General features: G+C 74.1%; 19 protein-coding genes. 10 read left to right on the top strand and 9 right to left on the bottom strand.

The window, feature by feature from the left end; all coding sequences use genetic code 11:
• The first annotated feature begins 89 nt into the window (after nucleotides 1-89).
• The 7 genes from ACIQTO_RS03600 to mug all read left to right on the top strand — a co-directional run bounded on the left by ACIQTO_RS03600 (nucleotide 90) and on the right by mug (nucleotide 8125).
• Nucleotides 90-1478 (top strand): MFS transporter, encoded by a 1389-nt coding sequence (locus tag ACIQTO_RS03600; protein WP_402382299.1) that lies wholly within the window; start codon nucleotides 90-92, stop codon nucleotides 1476-1478.
• Nucleotides 1479-1715: 237 nt separating this feature from the next.
• Complete coding sequence (locus ACIQTO_RS03595) at nucleotides 1716-3245, top strand: APC family permease (protein ID WP_402382297.1); 1530 nt, start codon at nucleotides 1716-1718, stop codon at nucleotides 3243-3245.
• Nucleotides 3245-3682, top strand: coding sequence for a hypothetical protein (locus ACIQTO_RS03590; RefSeq protein WP_402382294.1), 438 nt, complete (start codon nucleotides 3245-3247; stop codon nucleotides 3680-3682). Before ACIQTO_RS03595 ends, ACIQTO_RS03590 begins: the two co-directional genes overlap by 1 nt.
• A 105-nt stretch (nucleotides 3683-3787) precedes the next feature.
• Nucleotides 3788-5140: a dipeptidase gene (locus tag ACIQTO_RS03585; protein WP_402382291.1), complete on the top strand. Its 1353-nt coding sequence runs from the start codon at nucleotides 3788-3790 to the stop codon at nucleotides 5138-5140.
• A 109-nt stretch (nucleotides 5141-5249) separates the two neighbouring features.
• Complete coding sequence (locus ACIQTO_RS03580; protein ID WP_402382288.1) at nucleotides 5250-6368, top strand: aminopeptidase P family protein; 1119 nt, start codon at nucleotides 5250-5252, stop codon at nucleotides 6366-6368.
• 116 nt (nucleotides 6369-6484) lie between these two features.
• Nucleotides 6485-7489, top strand: coding sequence for a phosphatase PAP2 family protein (locus ACIQTO_RS03575; protein WP_402382287.1), 1005 nt, complete (start codon nucleotides 6485-6487; stop codon nucleotides 7487-7489).
• A gap of 90 nt (nucleotides 7490-7579) precedes the next feature.
• Nucleotides 7580-8125 (top strand): G/U mismatch-specific DNA glycosylase, encoded by a 546-nt coding sequence (mug, locus tag ACIQTO_RS03570; RefSeq protein ID WP_402382747.1) that lies wholly within the window; start codon nucleotides 7580-7582, stop codon nucleotides 8123-8125.
• Here mug and ACIQTO_RS03565 read toward each other — a convergent pair.
• Nucleotides 8122-9087, bottom strand: coding sequence for a LysR family transcriptional regulator (locus tag ACIQTO_RS03565; protein ID WP_402382284.1), 966 nt, complete (start codon nucleotides 9085-9087; stop codon nucleotides 8122-8124). The two genes, mug and ACIQTO_RS03565, sit on opposite strands and share 4 nt — an antisense overlap.
• A 138-nt stretch (nucleotides 9088-9225) precedes the next feature.
• On the opposite strand from ACIQTO_RS03565, the gene ACIQTO_RS03560 reads away from it, so the two are divergent.
• Nucleotides 9226-10236 (top strand): NADP-dependent oxidoreductase, encoded by a 1011-nt coding sequence (locus ACIQTO_RS03560; protein ID WP_402382281.1) that lies wholly within the window; start codon nucleotides 9226-9228, stop codon nucleotides 10234-10236.
• Nucleotides 10237-10254: 18 nt separating this feature from the next.
• Here ACIQTO_RS03560 and ACIQTO_RS03555 read toward each other — a convergent pair whose 3' ends face one another.
• The 4 genes from ACIQTO_RS03555 to ctaD form a co-directional block, all read right to left on the bottom strand.
• Nucleotides 10255-10656, bottom strand: a complete 402-nt coding sequence (locus ACIQTO_RS03555; protein ID WP_402382278.1) for a YccF domain-containing protein — start codon at nucleotides 10654-10656, stop codon at nucleotides 10255-10257.
• 146 nt (nucleotides 10657-10802) lie between these two features.
• Complete coding sequence (locus tag ACIQTO_RS03550; protein WP_402382276.1) at nucleotides 10803-11792, bottom strand: M56 family metallopeptidase; 990 nt, start codon at nucleotides 11790-11792, stop codon at nucleotides 10803-10805.
• Nucleotides 11793-11795: 3 nt separating this feature from the next.
• Nucleotides 11796-12221, bottom strand: coding sequence for a BlaI/MecI/CopY family transcriptional regulator (locus tag ACIQTO_RS03545; protein ID WP_380576243.1), 426 nt, complete (start codon nucleotides 12219-12221; stop codon nucleotides 11796-11798).
• An 89-nt stretch (nucleotides 12222-12310) separates the two neighbouring features.
• Nucleotides 12311-14005 (bottom strand): cytochrome c oxidase subunit I, encoded by a 1695-nt coding sequence (gene ctaD, locus ACIQTO_RS03540; RefSeq protein ID WP_402382744.1) that lies wholly within the window; start codon nucleotides 14003-14005, stop codon nucleotides 12311-12313.
• 284 nt (nucleotides 14006-14289) lie between these two features.
• Between ctaD and ACIQTO_RS03535 the strand changes: the two genes are divergently transcribed.
• The gene (locus ACIQTO_RS03535) at nucleotides 14290-14763 is read left to right on the top strand and encodes a hypothetical protein (RefSeq protein WP_402382273.1); all 474 of its coding nucleotides are present in this window, start codon (nucleotides 14290-14292) and stop codon (nucleotides 14761-14763) included.
• 109 nt (nucleotides 14764-14872) lie between these two features.
• Here ACIQTO_RS03535 and ACIQTO_RS03530 read toward each other — a convergent pair whose 3' ends face one another.
• Nucleotides 14873-15790, bottom strand: a complete 918-nt coding sequence (locus ACIQTO_RS03530) for a DMT family transporter (RefSeq protein WP_402382270.1) — start codon at nucleotides 15788-15790, stop codon at nucleotides 14873-14875.
• On the opposite strand from ACIQTO_RS03530, the gene ACIQTO_RS03525 reads away from it, so the two are divergent.
• Nucleotides 15789-17261, top strand: coding sequence for a PLP-dependent aminotransferase family protein (locus ACIQTO_RS03525; RefSeq protein ID WP_402382267.1), 1473 nt, complete (start codon nucleotides 15789-15791; stop codon nucleotides 17259-17261). The two genes, ACIQTO_RS03530 and ACIQTO_RS03525, sit on opposite strands and share 2 nt — an antisense overlap.
• A gap of 27 nt (nucleotides 17262-17288) precedes the next feature.
• Here ACIQTO_RS03525 and htpX read toward each other — a convergent pair whose 3' ends face one another.
• The 3 genes from htpX to ACIQTO_RS03510 form a co-directional block, all read right to left on the bottom strand.
• Entirely contained in the window at nucleotides 17289-18152 is an 864-nt protein-coding gene (htpX, locus tag ACIQTO_RS03520; RefSeq protein ID WP_402382264.1) for a zinc metalloprotease HtpX, read from the bottom strand.
• Nucleotides 18153-18292: 140 nt separating this feature from the next.
• Nucleotides 18293-19882, bottom strand: a complete 1590-nt coding sequence (locus tag ACIQTO_RS03515; protein WP_402382741.1) for an NADH-quinone oxidoreductase subunit N — start codon at nucleotides 19880-19882, stop codon at nucleotides 18293-18295.
• Nucleotides 19883-19935: 53 nt separating this feature from the next.
• Complete coding sequence (locus tag ACIQTO_RS03510; RefSeq protein ID WP_402382261.1) at nucleotides 19936-21504, bottom strand: NuoM family protein; 1569 nt, start codon at nucleotides 21502-21504, stop codon at nucleotides 19936-19938.
• Between the last annotated feature and the right edge of the window lie 32 nt (nucleotides 21505-21536).

The following is a 21536-nucleotide window of genomic DNA, read 5'->3' as shown; positions in this document are numbered from 1 at the left end:
TCGGTCCGACAATCACCCTTGCGCCAACGCTCATCCATACGCAACCATTCACGAAGACGTAAATGATTGCGCGAACGCAAGGGGTGGACATGGCGATGAACACGGCACCGACACCGGCGGGGGCAGCACCGGAGCCGCCCGCGACGGACACGGCGGCAACGGACACCGCGGCACCGACGCCGAAGCCGGTACCGCTGCGCCGCAACTGGCGCTTCCAGGCCCTCTGGGCCGGCCAGGCCTCCGCGACGCTCGGCCTCCAGATCACCGACACCGCCTACCCGCTGCTGCTGCTCGCGCTCACCGGCTCGTCCACCCTCGCCGGCGCCTTCGGGGCCCTGCAGATCGGCACGGCCGTGCTGTGCGGCGTCCACGGCGGCTCGGTCGCCGACCGGTACGACCGCCGCCGGATCCTCATCGCCGCGGACTCCGCCAGGCTGCTCGCCTCCGCGAGCGTCCCGGCGGCGATGGCGTTCGACCGGCTCACCGTGCCGCACGCGCTGCTGGTCGCCGTCGTGGTCGGCGCCACCATCGCGTACAGCGGGCCGGTCCGGCTGCTGGCGGTGCGCTCGGTCGTCCCGCCCGAGCAGTTGCGACAGGCGCTGGCCCAGGACGAGGCCCGGATGAGCGGCGCCGGGCTGATCGGGCCGCCCCTGGCCGGGTACCTGTTCGGCATCGGCCGGGCGGCGCCCTTCCTCGGCACGGTCGTCGCCTCGGCGCTGTCGCTGGCCGCCGCGCTGACGGTGCGCTTCCCCGGCCGGCCCCAGGACCCGGCGGGCCGGGGCGGGACACCCGGCGACGCGTCAGCTCCCGCACCCGGCCGGGCCCGCGCGGCCACCGCCCGGCGGCGTCCGGCGGGCGACGGCGGCGCGTTGGCCGGCTTCCGCCACCTGGTCGCCGACCCCCTGCTGCGGCCCACCCTCGCCGTCTTCCTGGTGACCAACCTGGCGGGCGCCGCGATGCTGCTGCCGGTGATGGTCCTGCTGCGCGGCAACGGCGCGTCGAGCGGCGGGATCGGCCTGGCCCTGGCCGGCGAGGCGGTCGGGGCCCTGGCCGGCGCCCTCCTGGTCTCCCGGCTGCACCGGCTCGCCGGGCCCGGGGTGCTGCTGCTCGCGGTGGCCTGGCTCTGCGTCCCGGTCACCCTGGTGCCGCTGCTGCCGGGCGGCCCGGTGGTCGTCTTCGCCGGGCTCTTCGTGGTGGGTCTGGGGGTGCCGACGCTGCGGGTGATGATCGACATCCTGGTGTTCCGCCAGGTCGAGGACGCGCTCCGCGGCCGGGTGATCGCCGCGACCATGACGCTCCTCACCCTCGGCATGCCCGCCGGGATGCTCGGCAGCGGCCTGTTGCTCGACCACCTCTCCCCCGGCGCGGCACTGGCCGCGATCGCCGGACTGCTCACCGCCGCCCTGCTGCCCGCGACGGCCGGCCGGACACTGCGCCGCTCGGCCTGGCCGGAGGCGGCCCGGCCGGACGCGGGCTGAGACCCCCAGCGGAACCCACCCGGACCGCGCCCCAGTCGCCGGACCGAACCACACCGCGCGGACCGCTCCACCACCGCGCCGTCCAAACCTCCGTCGCGCACCCCCGGCAGTCGATCACCCGGGCGGACGTACGCCGCATGCGACGCCCCCGGCAACCGGGTGAACTGGCCGGGTACGGCCCACGTGCCGGGGATCTCCCGGCACGAACGCACCCGGGGCCGCATCCGAGGAGGACGCATGAGTTCGATGGAGGCACCCTCGCCCGGCCGGGGAAGCCCGGGTGCGGACGGCGCCCGCACGACCGGTGGCGCGGTCGCGGCGCGGATGGCCAGCGCACCACGGATGTCCTGGCTGACCCTGGCACTGATGACGACCGCCTCGGTGGCCAGCCTCCGGGCCGCCCCGACCATGGCGGTGTACGGCCTGGCCTGCATCTTCCTCTACCTCGTCCCCGCGATCGTCTTCCTGCTGCCGACCGCGCTGGTCTCCGCCGAGCTGGCCTCCGGCTGGGAGGGCGGCGTCTACCGCTGGGTGTCGGAGGGCCTGTCGAAGCCGCTCGGCTTCCTCGCCGTCTGGTGCCAGTTCGCGATGACGATCTTCTACTACCCGTCCCTGCTCGCGTACGTGGCCTCGACCATCGCCTACGTGGTCAACCCGGCGCTGGCCAGCAACGGCCCGTACACCGCCGTGGTGATCATGGTGCTGTACTGGACCGGCGTCTGGGTCACCTCGCGCGGGACGAAGGCCGTGGCCGGTCTCTCCTCCTGGGGCCTGGTGATCGGCACCCTGATCCCCGGCACGCTGCTGGTGGTGCTCGGCATGGTCTTCCTCGGCCAGGGCAACAGCTCGGCCGCCCCGATGAACGCCGCGCACCTGTTCCCGCAGTGGACCGGCCTGGCGAGCCTGGTGCTGATCGTCAACAACTTCCTCAGCTACTCCGGCATGGAGATGAACGCGGTGCACGTCTCCTCGCTGCGCAACCCGGCCCGCGAGTTCCCGCGGTCGATGTTCACGGCCTCCGGGATGGTCCTGCTGATCTTCATCCTGCCCGCGCTGGCGATCAGCTGGGTGGTGCCGTCCAGCGAGCTGAGCCTGACGGCCGGCGTGATGCAGGCCTTCGACGCCTTCTTCCAGTACTTCCACATCGGCTGGCTCACCCCGGTGATCGCGGTGGCGCTGGTCGCCGCCGCCCTCGGCGGCATGCTGACCTGGCTGGCCGGGCCCTCCAAGGGGCTGCTGATGATCTCCCGGCAGGAGGGGTACCTCCCGCCGTTCCTGCAACGGCTGAACAAGGAGGGCATCCAGCAGAACCTGCTGGTCACCCAGGGTGTGATCACCACGGTCATCGCGCTCGCGTACGCGCTGATCCCGAACGTCTCCAGCGCCTACTGGATCTTCTCCGTGATCACCACGCAGGTGTACCTGATCGTCTACCTGCTGATGTTCCTCGCGGCGATCCGGCTGCGCCGCACCCAGCCGGACCACCCGCGCGGCTACCGCGCCCCGGCGCTGGTCCTGGTCTGCGTGACCGGTTTCCTGGCCTCGGCGGCGGCGATGGCGATCGGATTCGTGCCGTCCTCGCAGTTCGGCAGCGGCAGCGTCTGGTCGTACGTCGCGATCGTCGCCGGCGGCCTGCTGCTGCTCGGCCTGGTGATCCCGTACCTGTTCCTGCGACTGCGCAAGCCCTCCTGGCGCTCCCCCGAGGCCCAGGCCGAACTGGCCGCGCAGGAGGCCGCGGAGCGCCGCGACGCCACCGGAGGTGCGTGATGACCGGCACGATGATGGCCTCCCGCCACCGCTGGATCTACCTGGGTGCGATCGTCCTGCTGGTCGGGATGCTGATAACCGGCCTGCTGACGTACTCCCAGCTGCACAACACCAACAAGGCCAACGACAAGGCCAAACAGCTCTCCGAGGCCCTGGGCGCCGCCGGTTACCCGGTGCCCAGCCAGAGCCAGATCGTGCACACCCTGGGCGAGGACGGCGGCGCCGTCTGCGCGAACCCGGCGAACGCGCTGACCCAGGCGCAGTGGACGTACGGCATGTCCAACGGCGCGGGCGGGCCCGGGCAGCGGCCGGTGCTCTCCGACCGCGAGGTGGTGCTCGCGGAGACGATCGTGCTCTCGGTGTACTGCCCGGACAAACTGGCCGACATCAAGGAGAAGATCGACGACCTCAAGCTCCACGACACCGTCCGGAACTGACGCCCCGCCCGGCCGTCACCCCACCGCCCCACCCCTCGCCCCTCACCCGTCGCCCCACGCCCCCTCGACCCCAGCCGAACGACCGACCGCCCAGGAGTCGTACCCATGACCGACGAACTCGCCCGCCGGATCGCCGCCCTGATGCCCCGGGCCAAGGCCGACCTGGCCGAGCTGGTCGCCATCCCGTCCGTCGCCGACCCCCGCCAGTACCCGCCGGAGAAGTGCCGCGAGGCCGCCGAGTGGGTCGCCGCCGCCTTCACCCAGGCCGGACTGCGCGACGTCCACCTGGAGGAGACACCGGACGGCAGCCACGCCGTGATCGGCCACCGCCCGCCGCCGCCCGGCGCGCCGACCGTCCTGCTCTACTGCCACTACGACGTCCAGCCCCCGCTCGACGACGCCGCCTGGACCTCCCCGCCGTTCGAGCTGACCGAGCGCGACGGCCGTTGGTACGGGCGCGGCACCGCCGACTGCAAGGGCAACATCGTCATGCACCTCACCGCGCTGCGGGCGCTCGGTGACGACCTCCCGGTCGGCATCAAGTTCGTCGCCGAGGGTTCGGAGGAGCAGGGCACCGGCGGACTGGAGGCCTACGTGCCCCCGCACGCGGGCGAGTTGCACGCCGACGCGCTGCTGGTCTGCGACACCGGGAACGCCGCCGTCGGCGTGCCCACCGCCACCACCTCGCTGCGCGGGGTCACCAATGTGGTGATCAGCGTCTCGACGCTCGCCGGCGACATGCACTCCGGCATGTTCGGCGGCGCCGCGCCGGACGCCCTGGCCGCGCTGATCCGCGCCCTCGACTCGCTGCGCGACGCCGACGGCGGCACCCGGATCGACGGGCTGGACTGCACCGGCGGCTGGAGCGGGGTCGGCTACGACGAACAGCAGTTCCGCACCGACGCCGGGGTCCTGGAGGGCGTCCGGCTGACCGGTTCCGGCACCGTCGCCGACCGGCTCTGGGCCAGGCCCGCCGTCACCGTGCTCGGCATCGACTGCCCTCCGGTGGTCGGCTCGGCCGCCGCCATCCCGGCCACCGCCCGCGCCCGGGTCAGCCTGCGGGTGCCGCCCGGCACCGACGCGCGGGCCGCCCAGGACGCGCTCACCGCGCACCTGAGGGCCGCCGTGCCGTGGGGCGCGCAGGTCGGGGTCGAGCCGGAGAGCGTCGGTTCGCCGTTCCAGGCCTCCACCGGCGGGCCGGCGTACGCGGCGCTCGACAAGGCCATGCGGGAGGCCTACGGCAAGCCGATCTCCTTCCTCGGCCAGGGCGGCTCGATCCCGCTCTGCAACGTGTTCGCCCGCACCTACCCGGAGGCGGAGATCATCCTGATGGGCGTCGAGGAGCCGCGCTGCCTGATCCACGCGCCCAACGAGAGCGTCGATCCCGGCGAGATCGAGCACATGGCCCATGTCGAGGCGTTGTTCCTCCGGCACTACGCCGACTCCGCCCGGACGTGATGGAGTTCGGAACACGCGACAGCGGCCCGCGCCCGGCGGCCGGCCCGACCCGGACGGCCGCCGGACCGGGACCGATTCCGGTACGGGACAGACGCAGAGAGGACCCCTCATGCCACGACCGTTCACCACCGAGGACTACACCGCCCGGATGGCCCGGGCCACCGCCGCCGCGGCCGCCGCCGGACTGAGCGGCCTGGTCGTCGCCCCCGGCCCCGACCTGGTCTACCTCTGCGGCTACCAACCGACCGCGATCACCGAACGGCTGACCGCGCTGCTGCTCACCGACGGGAACGAGCCCGCCCTGATCGTCCCCAAGCTGGAGCGCCCGGACGCCGAACGGGCCACCGGCGCCCCCGGCCTGCGACTGCTCGACTGGACCGACGGCGAGAGCCCGTACGCCACCGCCGTCCCGCTGCTGGACCCGGCCGGCCGCTACGGCGTCTCGGACAACGCCTGGGCCATGCACCTGCTCGGCCTCCAGGCCGCCCTGCCGGGCACCGGCTGGACCTCGCTCACCGAGGCGCTGCCGATGCTCCGGGCGGTCAAGGACGCCGACGAACTGGAGCGCCTGGCCGCGGCCGGCGGGGCCGCCGACGCCGCCTACCGGGGCATCCTGGAGGTGCGGTTCGCCGGGCGGCCGGAGACCGACGTGGCCGCCGACCTCAGCGCCCTGCTGATCCAGTACGGGCACAGCCAGGTCGACTTCACCGTGGTCGGCTCCGGCCCGAACGGCGCCAACCCGCACCACGAGGCGGGCGAGCGGGTCATCCGGCCCGGTGACACCGTCGTCCTGGACTTCGGCGGTCTCAAGGACGGCTACGGCTCCGACACCACCCGGACCGTGCACGTCGGCCCGGACGTCCCCGCCGAGGTGCAGAAGGTGCACGACGTGGTCCGCGAGGCGCAGCAGACCGCGTTCGAGGCCGTCCGGCCCGGGGTCACCTGCCAGGACATCGACCGGATCGCCCGCCGGGTGATCACCGAGGCCGGGTACGGCGAGTACTTCATCCACCGCACCGGGCACGGCATCGGCATCACCACGCACGAACCGCCCTACCTGGTCGAGGGCGAGGAGCAGCCGCTCGTCCCCGGGATGTGCTTCTCGATCGAGCCCGGCGTCTACCTGCCCGGCCGGTTCGGGGTGCGGATCGAGGACATCGTGACGGTGACCGAGCAGGGCGGGCGGCGGCTGAACAACACGCCCCACGAGTTGGGTTCCGTCTCCTAGATCCGGTCCGGAGCCCGCCGTGCGTTCCGCTGTCCGGTGTCTTTCTGAGTCTTTGCTGGACGACAGGCCGTTCGCGTGAAGAGTTCTCAAAGAATGCGTTGCTAGCTTCGGCTGGCATGACCAAACTGCTCCGCCCGGCGCCGCCCCCACCCGCGAGCGCCGGGCGGCTGCGTCCGGTGACCCGGCCGCTGCCCGGAGCGCCCGCCGGCGCACTGGCCCGGCTGCGGCTGCTGGCGTGGCCGCTCTACCTCGTCGCACTGCTCTGGTACGTGCGCGCCTACGGCCTGCCGTACTCCAACGACGTGGTCTTCTGCTGGCTGATCGGCGCCCTGCTGGCCGCCGCCGTGCACAGCGGCCACGGGCCGCGCGGCTTCCTGCTGGTGCTGCGCGACTGGGTGCCGGTGATGGCCGTCGTCTGGGCGTACTCGCTGCTGCGCGGGTACGGCGCGCACACCCCGTGGGCCCCGCACTGGCGGCCGCAGCTGTGGGCCGACGAACTGCTCGGCTTCGGTGAGACCCTGACGGTCCGGCTGCAGTACGGGCTCTACACCCCCGGCTCGCCGCACTGGTACGACTACGCGGCGGTCGCCGTCTACATGTCGCACTTCTTCATGATCTTCGTGGTGCTGGCCGTGCTCTGGCGGCGCCGCCACGACCGGTTCCGGCACCTGCTCACCTGCTACCTCGTGCTGACCTTCGCCGGCTTCGCGACGTACATCCTCTTTCCGGCCGACCCGCCGTGGCTCACCGCGCAGGAGGGCCACATGCCGGCGCTCACCCGGGTGGTGTCGGACGTGCTGACCCAGAGCGGGCTGCCGCGGGCCGGGTCGGTCTTCGAGAACGGCAGCCGGTTCGCCAACGACGTCGCCGCGATGCCGTCGTTGCACTCCGCCTACCCGGCGATGCTGCTGTTCTTCTTCTGGCCGACGGCCGCCCGGTGGCTCCGGGTGCTGCTGGTCGGGTACCCGCTCGCCATGGCGTTCGCCCTGGTCTACGGGGCGGAGCACTTCATCGTCGACGTCTTCGCGGGCTGGGCGTACGCGGCGGCGGTGGTCTACGGCGTGGCCCGGCTGCGCGAGCGGCGCCGGACCAGGCTGCTGGCGGCCGCCGCGGCCGGGTAGCCGGACCGGCCCGGCACGGGGGCCGCCCGCCACCCCCGTACCGGGCCGGCGGCCCGCACCGGCAGACTTGGGCGGGTGACCGAGACGCCCATGAAGCCCACCCCGGACCAGCTGCTCGCCGCCCGCGACAGCACCATCGCGGACATCGTCGCCCCCGGGCTGCGGGTGCTGTTCTGCGGCATCAACCCCGGACTCTGGTCGGGTGCCACCGGCCATCACTTCGCCCGGCCGGGCAACCGGTTCTGGCCCGCCCTGCACCGGTCCGGCTTCACCCCGCGGCTGTTCCGCCCGGACGAGCAGGGCGAGTTGCCCGAACTCGGCCTCGGCATCACCAACGTCGCCCCGCGCGCCACCGCCAAGGCGGACGAGCTCACCTCCGACGAACTGCGCGAGGGCGGCGAGGCGCTCACCGCGCGTGTCCTGGCGCTGCGCCCGCGCGCCCTGGCCGTGCTCGGCATCGGCGCCTACCGGACGGCCTTCGGCCGGCGGACGGCGGCGGTCGGCCGGCAGCCGGAGGGCCTCGGGGAGACCGAGGTCTGGGTGCTGCCCAACCCGAGCGGGCTCAACGCCCACTACACCCTGGACGCGCTGGCAGCGGAGTTCCGGCAGCTGCGGGAGGCCCTGGACAGGACCTAGGCCGCCGTCAGCCCCTCCGGCAGCGCCAGTTCCCGCAGTTCGCGGATCAGCGCCCGGACGGCCGCGGTGCCCGCCAGCTCGGCCGTGGTGACGTACCCGACGTGCCGGCTGGGCGGACGCGGGCCGAGGTCGGTGACGGCGAGACCGGGCGGCGCGCCGAGCAGGGCGGTCCGGGGCATGATCGCCATGCCGAGTCCCTGGGAGACCAGCGAGACGGCGACGGTGTCGTCCTCGACGTCGATGGTCGCGGGCGGGATCCAGTCCTGGCGGTCCCACCAGTCCCGGGTGTAGGAGCCGCAGTTCTCGTCCCAGTCGACCAGCGGCAGGCCGTGCGGGGCCGGGTGTCCCAGTGGGTGCGCCAGCGCGTACGCCTCCTCGAACAGGCGGACCGCGACCAGTCCGGGGACGGCCGGCGGCCCACCGGCGTCCAGGGTGGCGAGCCCCAGGTCGGCGCGGCCGTCCGCGACCTCGCCGGCCGTGCCGCGGCCGATCTCGCGCACGATCCGCACCCGCGGGGTCAGCCCGGGGTGCCGGGCGGTGAGCCGGGCGAGCACGGGCGGCAGCAGGTGGGCGGCGACGCTGCGGAAGGCGGCGATCCGCAGCGGCCCCGTCACCGCCCCGGCGGCGCCCCCCGCCGCGGCACCGCGCACCTCCGGGCCCATCGCCTCCAGCAGCCGCAGGATCCGCCGGGCGTAGGCCACCGCCCGGGTGCCGGCGGCCGTGGGGCGCGCGCCGTGGCGGCCGCGTTCGAAGAGCACCGCGCCGAGCTTGCGCTCACAGGCCCGGACCGCGTGCGAGACGGCGGACTGGGTGGTGTCCAGGCGCGTCGCCGCGGCGGTGAAGCCCTTCTCCTCCTCGACGGCGACCAGGATCCGCAGCTCCTGCGGGGCGAGGTCGGGCGCGGCGGCGCGCTCGCGGGCGGGGGCGGCGGCCGGGGTGCGGCCCGGCACGGTGGCGGTCATCCCGCGAATCTACCGGCATCCATCGATCCCGCTCATGGAACCGGCCGTTCCATCGACGCGGACCCCTGCCCGGCACACCACCGCCCTCCCTACGGTGATCACATCCCGCCCACCCCGTCGACCGTTCCGGAGCGCCCGATGCCCCGCCCCACCGCCCTCGCCGTCCACCAGGTCGCCCGCCCGGCCGGCGCCCCCACCGCCGACGACTTCGCCTTCGTCGAGGAGAGCGTCCCGCCGCTCGCCGAGGGCGAGGTACTGGTCGAGAACATCTACCAGTCGGTCGACCCGTACATGCGCGAGGAGATGGACGAGGGCGGCTGGGAGCTCCACGCCCCGCTGGAGGGGCGGACCCTCGGCCGGGTCGTGGAGTCCCGCACCCCGGCCCTGCCCGTCGGCACGCTGGTCCACCACCGCCGGGCCTGGCGCACCCACTCGGTGGTCGGCGCGGCCGGGGCCACCGCCCTGCCCGGCTTCGCCGGCGTGCCGCTCAGCGCCCACCTGAGCGTGCTGGGCGGCACCGGGCTCTCCGCCTGGGTCGGCCTGACCAGGATCGCCCGGCTCCAGCCCGGTGAGACGGTCTTCGTCTCGGCGGCCGCCGGTGGCGTCGGCAGCGCGGCCGGACAGCTCGCCCGGCTGCTCGGGGCCGGCCGGATCGTCGGCAGCGCGGGCTCCGCCGCCAAGGTGCGGCACCTCACCGACCGGCTCGGCTTCGACGCCGCGTTCGACTACCACGACGGCCCGATCGCCGACCGGCTCCACGAGGCCGCCCCGGACGGCCTGCACGTCTACCTCGACAACGTCGGCGGCGACCACCTCGAAGGCGCGATCGGCGCGCTGCGCGACCACGGCCGGATCGCCTGGTGCGGCGCCGTCGCCCAGTACAACCACCGGAGCCGGCCGCCGGCCGCGCCGCGCAACCTCTTCGACGTGGTCGGCAAGAGCCTGCGTCTGGAGGGCTTCCTGGTGCGCGACCACCTCGACGCCAAGCCGGAGCTGTACGACTTCCTCGTCCCCCACCTGCGCTCCGGCGCCGTCGTCCCGGACGAGACCGTCGTCCGGGGCTTCGAGAACGTGGTCGACGCCTTCCTGGGCATGCTGCGCGGCGCCAACACCGGCAAGATGATCGTCCAGCTCACCGACGCGCCGTGACGGACCTCCGGCGACGGGTCAGCGGCCGCCGAACCGCTCGTCCGTCGGCACGACCTCGCGCCCCAGCGGCATCAGCGAGATCGGGATCATCTTCAGGTTGGCCCAGCCGAACGGGATCCCGATGATCGTCAGGAACAGCGGGATGCTCGTGACCAGGTGCGCCAGCGCCAGCCACCACCCCGCGAACACCAGCCAGATCACGTTGCCGACGCAGGACGGCGCCCCGGCGTCCGGCTTCTCCACCGTCGTCCGCCCGAACGGCCAGATCACGAAGCCGGCGATCCGGAACGAGGCGATGCCGAAGGGGATCGTGATGATGAGGACGCAGCAGATGATGCCGGCGATGACATAGCCGATCGCCATCCAGATGCCGCAGAAGATCAACCAGATGGCGTTCAGGACGAACTCGATCACCTTCATGGTGGGCACCCTCTCACGACGGACGGCCGGCCCCTATGACCTGCCATGCCCGCTGGGGGGCGTGTCTACGCCGCACCGGCCGGGCCGGGGGCGGGGCGGGGTCGCGCGGGTACCCGCGGTGACGGACTGCCGCGCAACCGCGCGCGCTACAGCGGGGTGACGGCCTTCAGCACCAGCAGCAGCGCCACCGCCGCGTTGAGCGCGCAGAGCGCCGACGCCGCCGTACCGATCGCCGCCACCATCGCCGCGAGGCCCGCCCGGGTGTGCGCCGGCGGCCAGTTCCGCGAGGACGGCACCGGGCCGAGCAGCGCGGCCACCCGGCGCGGCACCGGGCCGGGCGCGGCCCCCGGCGCGGCGAAGGCGGCGAACCCGGGGGCCGGCGCCCGGTGCGAGACCAGCGCCGCCCGGGCCACGGCCCGCGCCGTGATCCGCCGGTCGCCGACCGCCTGGGCCGACTCCTCGTCCGCCCACCGCTCCGCGCCGTACGCCACCGCCTGCTGCAACGGCCGCAGGAAGGGGTTCACGCAGCCCGCGAGTTGAGTGATCAGCAGATAGCGGTGGTGCCGGTGCTCCAGGTGCGCCCGCTCGTGCGCGAGCAGCGCCTCCCGCTCGTCGGCCGCCAGCCCGGCGAGCATCCCGGTGGAGACCACCACCCGCCCCGGCGAGCCGGGCAGCGCGTACGCGTACGGCCGCTCGTCCGGCAGTACCGCGAGATCCTCCGCGAGCCCGCCCCCGGGCGCCGCGGCGAGTCCGTACCCGGCCGTGCCCCCCAGTTCGCGGCCGAGGGCCCGGCGCGCCCGGGCCCGGATCCGCAGATGCCGCACCACCGTGCGCAGGCAGGCTCCGGCCACCACGACCAGGACGCAGATCGCCGCCGTCCCGACCGTCTCGTGGTACGGCAGCGCCGCCCGCACCTCCGGGTCGGACCAGCTGTCCGGCAGCGGGTTGCCCGGGATCTGGGCGGTGCCCACCACCCCGGTCAGGCCGAGGCAGACGGCGCTGCACAGCGCCATCACCGCGCTGATCGCGGTCAGCAGCCGGGCCGCCCCGCGCGGATGCAGGTGCTGCTCGGCGAGCCGGGCGATCGGCACCGCCGTCAGCGGCAGGATGAGCGGGAGGAAGACGAAGACGCCCACGGTTCAGCTCTCGCGGTCGGCCACTGCCGGATCGGCACCGGCGCTGTCGAGCAGCGTCCGCAGCAACTCCTCGTCGTGCGGGAGCAGCGCGGTGACGAAGCTGGCCAGGACGGCGTCCCGGTCCGGTTCGCCGTCGAGCATCCGGCGCATCCGCAGCGCGGCCAGCCCGGCCGCGTCGGAGGACGCCTGCCAGAGGTAGGAGCGGCCCGAACGGGTCCGCGAGACGGCCTTCTTGGCGTGCAGCCGGGACAGGATGGTCATCACGGTGGTGTAGGCCAGACCGCCGTCCAGCCGCTCCTGCACCCACACCGCGGTGGCCGGGCCGGGCGCCCGCTGGAGGACCGCCAGCACCTGGGCCTCCAGCTCGCCCTGGCCGCGCCGCCGGGCCCGCGGGTCCCCGGCCGCCGGGGCGTGCCTCTCCTCTGCCATGACGGCCACTCCCTCCGGATGCCGCGCCCCGCAGCCGGCGGGACGCGTTCTCATCCTAACGAGCGGGCGCCGGCCGCCCACCGGCCCGCTCAGCCGAGCGGCTCACGCGCGTTCTCCCGCCGGTCCAGCGCGGCGATCTCGGGGTGGTGCAGGTCGAACGCCGGGGACTCCGAGCGGATCCGGGGCAGCGTGACGAAGTTGTGCCGGGGCGGCGGGCAGGAGGTCGCCCACTCCAGCGACCGCCCGTAGCCCCACGGGTCGTCCTCGGAGACCTTCCGGCCGTACCGCGCGGTGTGCCAGACGTTGTAGAGGAACGGCAGGGTGGAGATGCCGAGCAGGAAGGAGCCGATGCTGGAGACGGTGTTCAGCGTGGTGAAGCCGTCCGAGGCCAGGTAGTCGGCGTAGCGGCGCGGCATGCCCTCGGCGCCCAGCCAGTGCTGCACCAGGAAGGTCGCGTGGAAGCCGACGAAGAGCGTCCAGAAGTGCATCCGGCCGAGCCGCTCGTCCAGCATCCGGCCGGTGAACTTGGGCCACCAGAAGTGGAAGCCGGCGAACATCGCGAAGACGACCGTCCCGAACACCACGTAGTGGAAGTGGGCGACGACGAAGTACGAGTCCGAGACGTGGAAGTCGATCGGCGGCGCCGCCAGCAGCACACCCGTCAGCCCGCCGAAGAGGAAGGTGACCAGGAAGCCGACCGTCCAGAGCATCGGGGTCTCGAAGCTCAGCGAGCCCTTCCACATGGTGCCGATCCAGTTGAAGAACTTCACCCCGGTCGGGACGGCGATCAGCATCGTCATGATCGAGAAGAACGGCAGCAGCACCTGCCCGGTGACGAACATGTGGTGCGCCCAGACCGTGATCGACAGACCGGTGATGGCGATGGTGGCGGCGATCAGGCCGGAGTAGCCGAAGACCGGCTTGCGGCTGAAGACCGGGATGATCTCGGTGACGATGCCGAAGAACGGCAGCGCGATGATGTAGACCTCCGGGTGCCCGAAGAACCAGAACAGGTGCTGCCAGAGCATCGCCCCGCCGTTGGCGGCGTCGAAGACGTGCGAGCCGAACTTGCGGTCCGACTCCAGGCAGAGCAGCGCCGCGGCCAGCACCGGGAAGGCGAAGAGCACCAGGACGGCCGTCAGCAGGATGTTCCAGACGAAGATCGGCATCCGGAACATCGTCATCCCGGGGGCGCGGAAGCAGACGATCGTGGTGATGAAGTTGACCGAGCCGAGGATCGTCCCGAAGCCGGAGAGGGCCAGACCCATGATCCACAGGTCCGCTCCCAGGCCCGGGCTGTGCTCGACGCTGTTCAGCGGCGCGTAGGCGAACCAGCCGAAGTCGGCCGCGCCGTCCGGGGTGAGGAAGGCGAAGAGCGCGATCAGCGAGCCGAACAGGTACAGCCAGTAGGCGAGGGCGTTCAGCCGGGGGAAGGCCACGTCGGGCGCGCCGATCTGCAACGGCATGATCCAGTTCGCGAAACCGGCGAACAGCGGGGTCGCGAACATCAGCAGCATGACCGTGCCGTGCATCGTGAAGAGCTGGTTGAACTGCTCGTTGGAGAGCAGTTGCAGCCCCGGCCGGGCCAGCTCGATCCGCATCAGCATCGCCATCAGCCCGCCGGCCAGGAAGAACAGGAACGCGGTGGTGATGTAGAGGGTGCCGATCCGCTTGTGGTCGGTGGTGGTCAGCCAGCCCACCAGGGCCCGCCCGCGCCGCCGGCGGGCGGCCGCCCGCCGGCGGTCCCACCGCGGTGTGCGCGACCGGTGCGGGGCCTGCTCCACGACGTCCTTCGGCAGAAGAGTCACGCGGCGCCTTCCGTGCTCGGGGCGGGCCGCGGCCGGGCCCGCCGGGGCGGCCGGCCCGGTCCCGGACAGCAGTCGGACAACCACTACCAGCCGCCCTCCCGGCCCGCCGGGGGCGCGCGGGGAGCGTCACCCGAACAGGCGCGGCCCGGTTGCCCGGCGCCCCGCCCCGGCGGACGGTCGAAGTCCGTACCCCTTTCCGTACGCCTGTTCGGCTGCCGGCCGCGCCCTGCCGCCGGCCCGGCTACGGCCCAGGAGGAACCATGAGCAGCCCGTCGTCGCCCACCCCCGACCAGCCCCCGCCCTGGCGTTCCGGCACCGGGGCGCCGCCACCGCCGACGTCGGTCAACAAGTTCAGCGACTGGGCTCCCGGACTGGTGATGTTCGCGGGTGTCCTGATGCTCATCAACGGCTTCATGGAGGCGATGCGGGGCATCATGGCCGTCTCCGACGACGACGTCTTCGTCACGACCCCGCGCTACGTGTTCCGGTTCGACCTGACCGGGTGGGGCTGGATCCACATCGTCGTCGGCGTGCTGGTCGCGGTGGTCGGCGCCTTCGTCCTGATGGGCGCCGCCTGGGCCCGCTACGCGGGTGTGTTCCTCACCGCGGTGAGCGCCGTCGACAGCTTCCTGGCCATGCCGTACTACCCGCTCTGGTCGATCGTGGTGATCGCCCTGGACGTCTTCATCATCTGGGCGCTCTGTGTCTACCGGCCGGTCGACGAGGTCGCCTGACCCCGCCGTACCGGGCCGGCCACCGGCCCGCCGCCGCGCCCGCACCGCCTGACCGGTACGGGCGCGGCGGGTCGCCGGGGTACGCGCCGGGTCCGCGCCGGGGTGCCGCTCAGACCCGGGCGCGCTGGGTGACCGCGATGCAGACCAGCACCACCACCGCGGTGACCGGCGCCGCCGTCGGCAGGTCCTCGGCCAGCAGCAGCACCGCCCAGACCAGCGTCAGCAGCGGCTGGGCGAGCTGGAGCTGACTGGCCCTCGGCACCCCGATCGCCGCCATCCCCCGGTACCAGAGCACGAACCCGCCGAACTGCGACACCGCCGCCGTGTACGCCAGCCCGGCCAGCGCCTTCGCCCCCGGGTGCGCCGGCTCGGCCGGCAGCGCCAGCGCGGTGGTCAGCACGGTGACCGGCAGCGCCGCGACCACCGCCCAGGCGATCACCTGCCACCCCGGCAGCTCCCGCGAGATCCGCCCGCCCTCGGCGTACCCGGCGGCGCAGACCAGCAGCGCGGCGAAGAGGTAGAGGTCCGCGGTGGTCGGCCGCCCGTGGCTCTGCAGCAGGGTGAAGGCGAGCACCGCCGCCGCCCCGGCAAGCGCCGCGCACCAGAACGTCCGGGACGGGCGCTTGCCGGTGCGCAGGGCCGAGACCGCGGCGGTGGCGAGCGGCAGCACACCGATGACGACCGCCGAGTGCGCGGTCGAGGAGGTCCGCAGGGCCAGCGTGGTCAGCAGCGGGAAGCCCAGGACGCAGCCGGCCGAGACCACCAGCAGTCCGGGCCAGTGCCGCCGCGCGGGGAGCGGGACGCGGGCGGCCGCCAGGCAGAGCGCGGCGAGCAGGCCGGCCAGGGCGCCGCGCAGCCCCGTCGCCGTCCACGGACCGAAGCCGCCCAGCGCCCAGGAGGTCGCGGGGAAGCTGAAGGAGAAGGTGAGGACGCCGAGGGCCGCCAGGGCGGTACCGGAGCTGCCGGGGGCCACCGATCGCCGCGCTGCTATCGTCAGCGGGCGAGTAGCGCTATCTTGTGCCGTCATGAACGAGCGTAGCAGTGTGACCGATCTCGCCGACAGCCTGCGCCGGGAGGTCGAGCGCTACCCGGAAGGACGGAAGCTGCCGTCGAGCCGGGCCCTGACGGAGCGCCACCAGGTCAGCCCGGTGACGGTCTCCCGGGCGATCGCCGTGCTGGCGGCGGAGGGCCTGGTGGTCTCCCGGCCGGGCGCCGGGGTCTTCCGGGCCGCCGCCTTCGCGGACGGCGGCGCCGGCTTCACGGGCCGCTCACCGCTCACCGCGCCGGCCGCCCGGCCCGGCGACCTCTCCTGGCAGGAGGTCGCGCTGAGCGCCGACGCCGGCCCGCGCGACCAGGGCGCGGGCCCGCTGTTCGCCACCCTGAACGTCCCGCCGCCCGACGTGATCGACCTCAACGGCGGCTACCCGCACGCCACGCTCCAGCCGGAGCGGCTGCTGGCCGCCGCGCTGGCCCGGGCCGGGCGGCGGCCCGGCGCCTGGGACCGCCCGCCGGTCGACGGGCTGACCGCGCTGCGCGCCTGGTTCGCCCGGGACATCGGCGGCAACGGCGGGCCGCTCGGCGCGGGCGACGTCCTGGTCACGGCCGGCGGGCAGAGCGGGCTCACGATCGCGCTGCGCTCCCTGGTCGCCCCGGGCGCGCCGGTCCTGGTGGAGTCGCCGACCTACCCCGGCATCCTCGCGGTCGCCCGCGCGGCCGGCGCGCGGGTGGTCCCCGTCCCGGTGGACGGGGACGGCGTGCGCACCGACCTGCTGGCGGCGGCCTTCGACGCCACCCGGGCCCGGGCCTTCGTCTGCCAGCCGCTGTTCCAGAACCCGACCGGTGCGGTGCTCTCCCCCGAGCGACGCGCGGAGGTGCTGCGGATCGCCCGGACGGCCGGCGCGTTCGTCGTCGAGGACGACTTCGCCCGCCGCCTGGTCCACACCGACGCCCCCGCGCTGCCCCGACCGCTCGCCGCCGACGACCCGGACGGGGTGGTGGTCCACCTGCGCTCGCTGACCAAGGCCACCTCGCCCAACCTCCGGGTCGGCGCGCTCACCGCCCGCGGCCCGGCCCTGCAACGGCTGCGGGCGACCCAGGTGGTGGACAGCTTCTTCGTCCCCCGGCCGCTCCAGGAGGCGGCGCTGGAACTGGTCGCCGACCCGGGCTGGGCGCGTCACCTCCGCACCCTCGGCGCCGAGCTGCGCGACCGTCGCGCGACCGCGGTGGCCGCGGTGCGCCGTGAGCTCCCCGGTCTGCTCGGCCCGCACCGGCCCGGCGGCTACCACCTCTGGCTGCGGCTGCCGGACGGCACCGACGAGGCCGCGCTGGCCGCCGCCGCGCTGAGCGCCGGTGTCCTGATCACCGCCGGGCGCCCGTACTACGCCGCCGAGCCGCCGGCGCCGCACCTGCGGCTGAGCTACGCCGCCGTCGACAGCGCCGCCCGGATCGCCGAGGGCGTCCACCGGCTGCGCCGGGCCTACGAGGGGCTCACCGGGTGAGCCGCCGACGGCCCGTGCCCCGGGCCGTCAGCCCCGGTAGCCCGCCATCCGCTCCAGCCGGGCGATCCGCTCGGCCATCGGCGGGTGGGTCGAGAACAGCTTGGTACCGGCCTCGCCCGGGCGGAACGGGCTGGCGATCATCATGTGGCTGGCGGTCTGGAGCTGCGGCTCCGGCGGCAGCGGCAGCTGCCGGGTACCGGCCTCCAGCTTGCGCAGGGCGCTCGCCAGGGCGAGCGGGTCGCCGGTGATCCGGGCGCCGTCGGCATCGGCCTGGTACTCCCGGGAGCGGCTGACGGCCAGCTGGATCAGCGAGGCGGCCAACGGCCCGAGGATCATGATCGCGAGCATCCCGAAGAGCCCCGGCCCGTCGTCGTCCTCGCTCCGGCCGAACGGCACCAGCCAGGCGAAGTTCACCAGGAACATCACCACCGAGGCGAGGGCCCCGGCGACCGACGAGATCAGGATGTCCCGGTTGTAGACGTGGCTCAGCTCGTGCCCCAGCACGCCGCGCAGCTCCCGCTCGTCCAGCAGCTGGAGGATGCCGTCGGTGCAGCAGACCGCCGCGTTGCGCGGGTTGCGGCCGGTGGCGAAGGCGTTCGGGGCCGGGGTCGGGGAGATGTACAGCCGGGGCATCGGCTGGCGGGCCGAGGTGGAGAGCTCGCGGACGATCCGGTACAGCCGCGGCGCCTCGATCTCGCTCACCGGCCGGGCCCGCATGGCGCGCAGGGCGAGCTTGTCGCTGTTCCAGTACGCGTAGGCGTTGGTCCCGAGCGCGACCAGCAGGGCGATCACGAAGCCGGTGCGGCCGAAGAAGCTGCCGATCACCAGGATCAGCGCCGAGAGGCCGCCGAGCAGTGCGGCGGTCCTCAGTCCGTTGTGCCGGCGGTGCACGGCAGGCCCTCCAATGGTGCGGTGGGGAAGCCCTCTCTGCCTCGTCCCTCTGCCCGCTCAACGGGCGAGGCCGTCGGCCTTGTTCCCTTGTGACCACCGCGACACCCGGACCGCACCCCCGCCGACCCCGGCCGACGACCTCAGAACAGCGTGCCGCCGACCACCTGGAGGACCAGCTGCGGGGCCGCCGAGAGCACCACGGCCGCGGTGGCGGTGAGCCCGAGGGTGGCCGCCAGCGAGGCCGGCAGCCGGCGCTCGGCGACGGCGGTGACCGCGCCCTCCGGTCGCGCCGGCGCGAACAACCGCGCCGTCCAGAGCAGGTAGTAGTACAGCGCGACGACCACATTGGCGGCCATCACCACGGCCAGCCAACCCAGGCCGGCGTCCACGGCGGAGCGGAACACCACCACCTTGCCGAACAGGCCGATCACGCCCGGCGGCAGCCCGGCCAGGCAGAGCAGGAAGAAGGCCAGCGCCAGCGCCGTCCAGCGCCGCCGGGCGAAGAGCCCGCGGAAGTCGTCGACACTCGCCCCGGCCCGGCCCCCGACGGCGGCGACCACCCCGAAGGCGCCCAGGTTCACCACGCCGTAGATCAGCGCGTACGCGGCGGTCGCGCCGAGCTGGTCCGCGCCGGACGGCGCGTAGCCGGCGGCGGCGAGCGGCACCAGCAGGTACCCGGCCTGGCCCACCGAGGACCAGGCGAGCAGCCGCACCGCGCTGTACCGGGTGTCGAACCGCTGGCGCAGCGCGCCCACGTTGCCGGCCGTCATGGTGACGGCCGCCAGCACCGCGAGCACCAGGCCCCAGGTGTGCGCGTACGGGCGGAAGGCGATCGTGGTGACCAGGGCCAGGCCGGACAGGCCGGCGGCCTTTCCGACCACCGAGAGGTAGCCGGCCACCGGCAGCGGGGCGCCGACGTAGGTGTCGGGCACCCAGAAGTGGAACGGGACGGCGGCGACCTTGAAGGCGAAGCCGACCAGGGTGAGCACCGCACCGGCCTCGGCCAGCGGCTTCAGCTGGGCCGGCGCGTGGGCCAGGCCCTCGGCGACGGCGCCCAGGTGCAGGCTGCCGCTCGCGGCGTAGACGAAGCCGACGCCGAGCAGCATCACGGCGGTCGCGGTGACGGAGGAGACGAAGAACTTCAGCGCGGCCTCGGCGCCCCGGCCGTCCCGGCGCAGCGCGACCAGGGCGAACGCCGGCAGCGAGGCCACCTCCAGGGCGATCACCAGGGTGGCGAGGTCGCGGGAGGCGGGCAGCAGGGCCGCGCCGGTGGCGCTGGAGAGCAGCAGGAACCAGTACTCGCCGCGCGGCAGGCCCTCGTGCTCGACGGTGTGCGTCGACAGCAGCGCCGCGACCAGCGCGCCGCCGAGCGCGAGCAGCTGGAAGACCAGGGCGAAGTGGTCCGCGACGTACGAGCAGCCGGCGTTGCCGGTGACGCCTGCGACGTTCTGCGCGCAGAAGGTGGCGCGGGGTGATCCCCCGGTGAGCGGGAGGAGAGCGAGGAGGGCGAGGGCGAGTCCGGCCACGGTCAGCCCGCCGAGCAGCTTCTTGTGCCGCTCGGGCAGGAAGAGGTCGGTGATCAGCACCGCCAGCGCGGCCAGCGCGGCGATCAGCGGCGGCGCGATGGCCACCCAGTCCACGGACTGGATCAGGCTGCCCGGGTCGGCTACGGCGAGGGAGGTCACAGTGGGCTGCCCCGTGGGGTGAGGTCCGAGTGCGGTGCCGGTCATGGTCCCGAGCTGCGTGCTGAGCTGCTGGACCCCGAGTGCGGTGCCGGTCATGGTCAGCCACCCCCGAGGAGGTACTTGACGGCCGGGTCGGAGAGACCGAGCAGGAGCGCGGGCCAGAGGCCGGCGAGCAGGGTGAGGGCGGCCAGCGGCGTCCAGCTGACGGCCTCGTACGGGCGCAGGTCGGCGAGCTCCGGCACCGGGGCGGGCTGCTTCGGGTCGCCCATGCAGACGCGTTTGACCACGATCAGCAGATAGGCGGCGGTGAGGAGGGTGCCCAGGCCGGCCAGGACCATGTAGGTGAGGAAGGCCGGGCGGGACAGGCCCTCGGCCGGGTCGAACGCGCCGAACATCGCGAGCAGCTCGCCCCAGAAGCCGGCCAGCCCGGGCAGTCCGAGACTGGCGACGGCGGCGAAGGCCAGCAGGGCGCCGATCCGCGGTGCCCGCCCGTAGAGGGCGGCGCCGGTGGAACCGGCCAGGGTGTCCAGGTCCGCCGTGCCGTAGCGGTCCTTCAGGGCACCGACCACGAAGAAGAGCAGACCGGTGATCAGCCCGTGCGCGATGTTGGCGAACAGCGCGCCGTTGACGCCCACCGGGGTGAGGGAGGCGATGCCCAGCAGGACGAAGCCCATGTGTCCGACGGAGGAGTAGGCGATCAGGCGCTTGAGGTCGCCCTTGGCGCCGGGGCGGGCGAGCGCGAGGCAGGCCAGCGAGCCGTAGACGATGCCGACGGCGGCGAACGCGCCCAGGTAGGGGGCGAGCGTCGCGGTGCCGTCCGGGACGACCGGGAGGAGGACGCGGACCAGACCGTACGTACCCATCTTCAGCAGCACACCGGCGAGCAGCACGGAGCCGACGGTCGGGGCCGCCGTGTGCGCGTCCGGGAGCCAGCTGTGCAGCGGCCAGGCGGGGGCCTTGACCGCGAGCCCGACCATGATCGCCAGGGCGGCGACCACCTGGGTGGTGTGGCTCATACCGCTGCCGTGCGCGGCGGCCAGGGCCTGCATGTCGAAGGTGCCCGCCTTGGTCCCGACGAGCAGGAAGCCGAGCAGCATCACGGCCGAGCCGAGCAGCGTGTAGAGGATGAACCGGTTGGCGGCCGGCACCTTCGCCCCGGTCCCCCAGCGGGCGATCAGGAAGTACATCGGGATCAGCACGATCTCGAAGGCCAGGAAGAAGAGCAGGAGGTCCAGCACCGCGAAGGTGGCGAGCATGCCGACTTCGAGGAGGAGGAAGAGCCCGGTGAAGGCCTGCGCCGAGGGGCGGCCGGTGTCGGCGCCCTCCCCCGACGGCAGCCGCTTCTCCGAGTACAGCGCGCAGAGGAAGGTGAGCAGCGAGGTCAGCACGATCAGCGGGAGCGAGACGCCGTCCACGCCGAGGTGGAAGCGCACGCCGATGGCCGGGATCCAGGACACATCGGTGACGGCCTGCATCCGGCCGGGCTCGTCGTGGTCGAAGCCCGCCGCGAGGGCGGCGCTGAGCAGCAGGCCGACGCCGGTCACCACGGTGTTCAGCCGCAGCGCCCGCCGGTCGGCGGCGGCCCGGTCGGTGCCGAACACCGGCGCCAGGGTCAGCGCGGCCCCGGCCAGCGGCAGCACCAGGAGGGCGATGAGGACTGCGTTCATCGGGGGCTCCTACGGGCTGCGGTCGGCGGGGC

It is taken from the genome of Kitasatospora sp. NPDC091207 (assembly GCF_044768625.1).
GTDB lineage: Bacteria > Actinomycetota > Actinomycetes > Streptomycetales > Streptomycetaceae > Kitasatospora.
The sequence above is the reverse complement of the archived record's forward strand: the minus strand, read 5'-3'. Positions and strand labels throughout refer to the sequence as shown.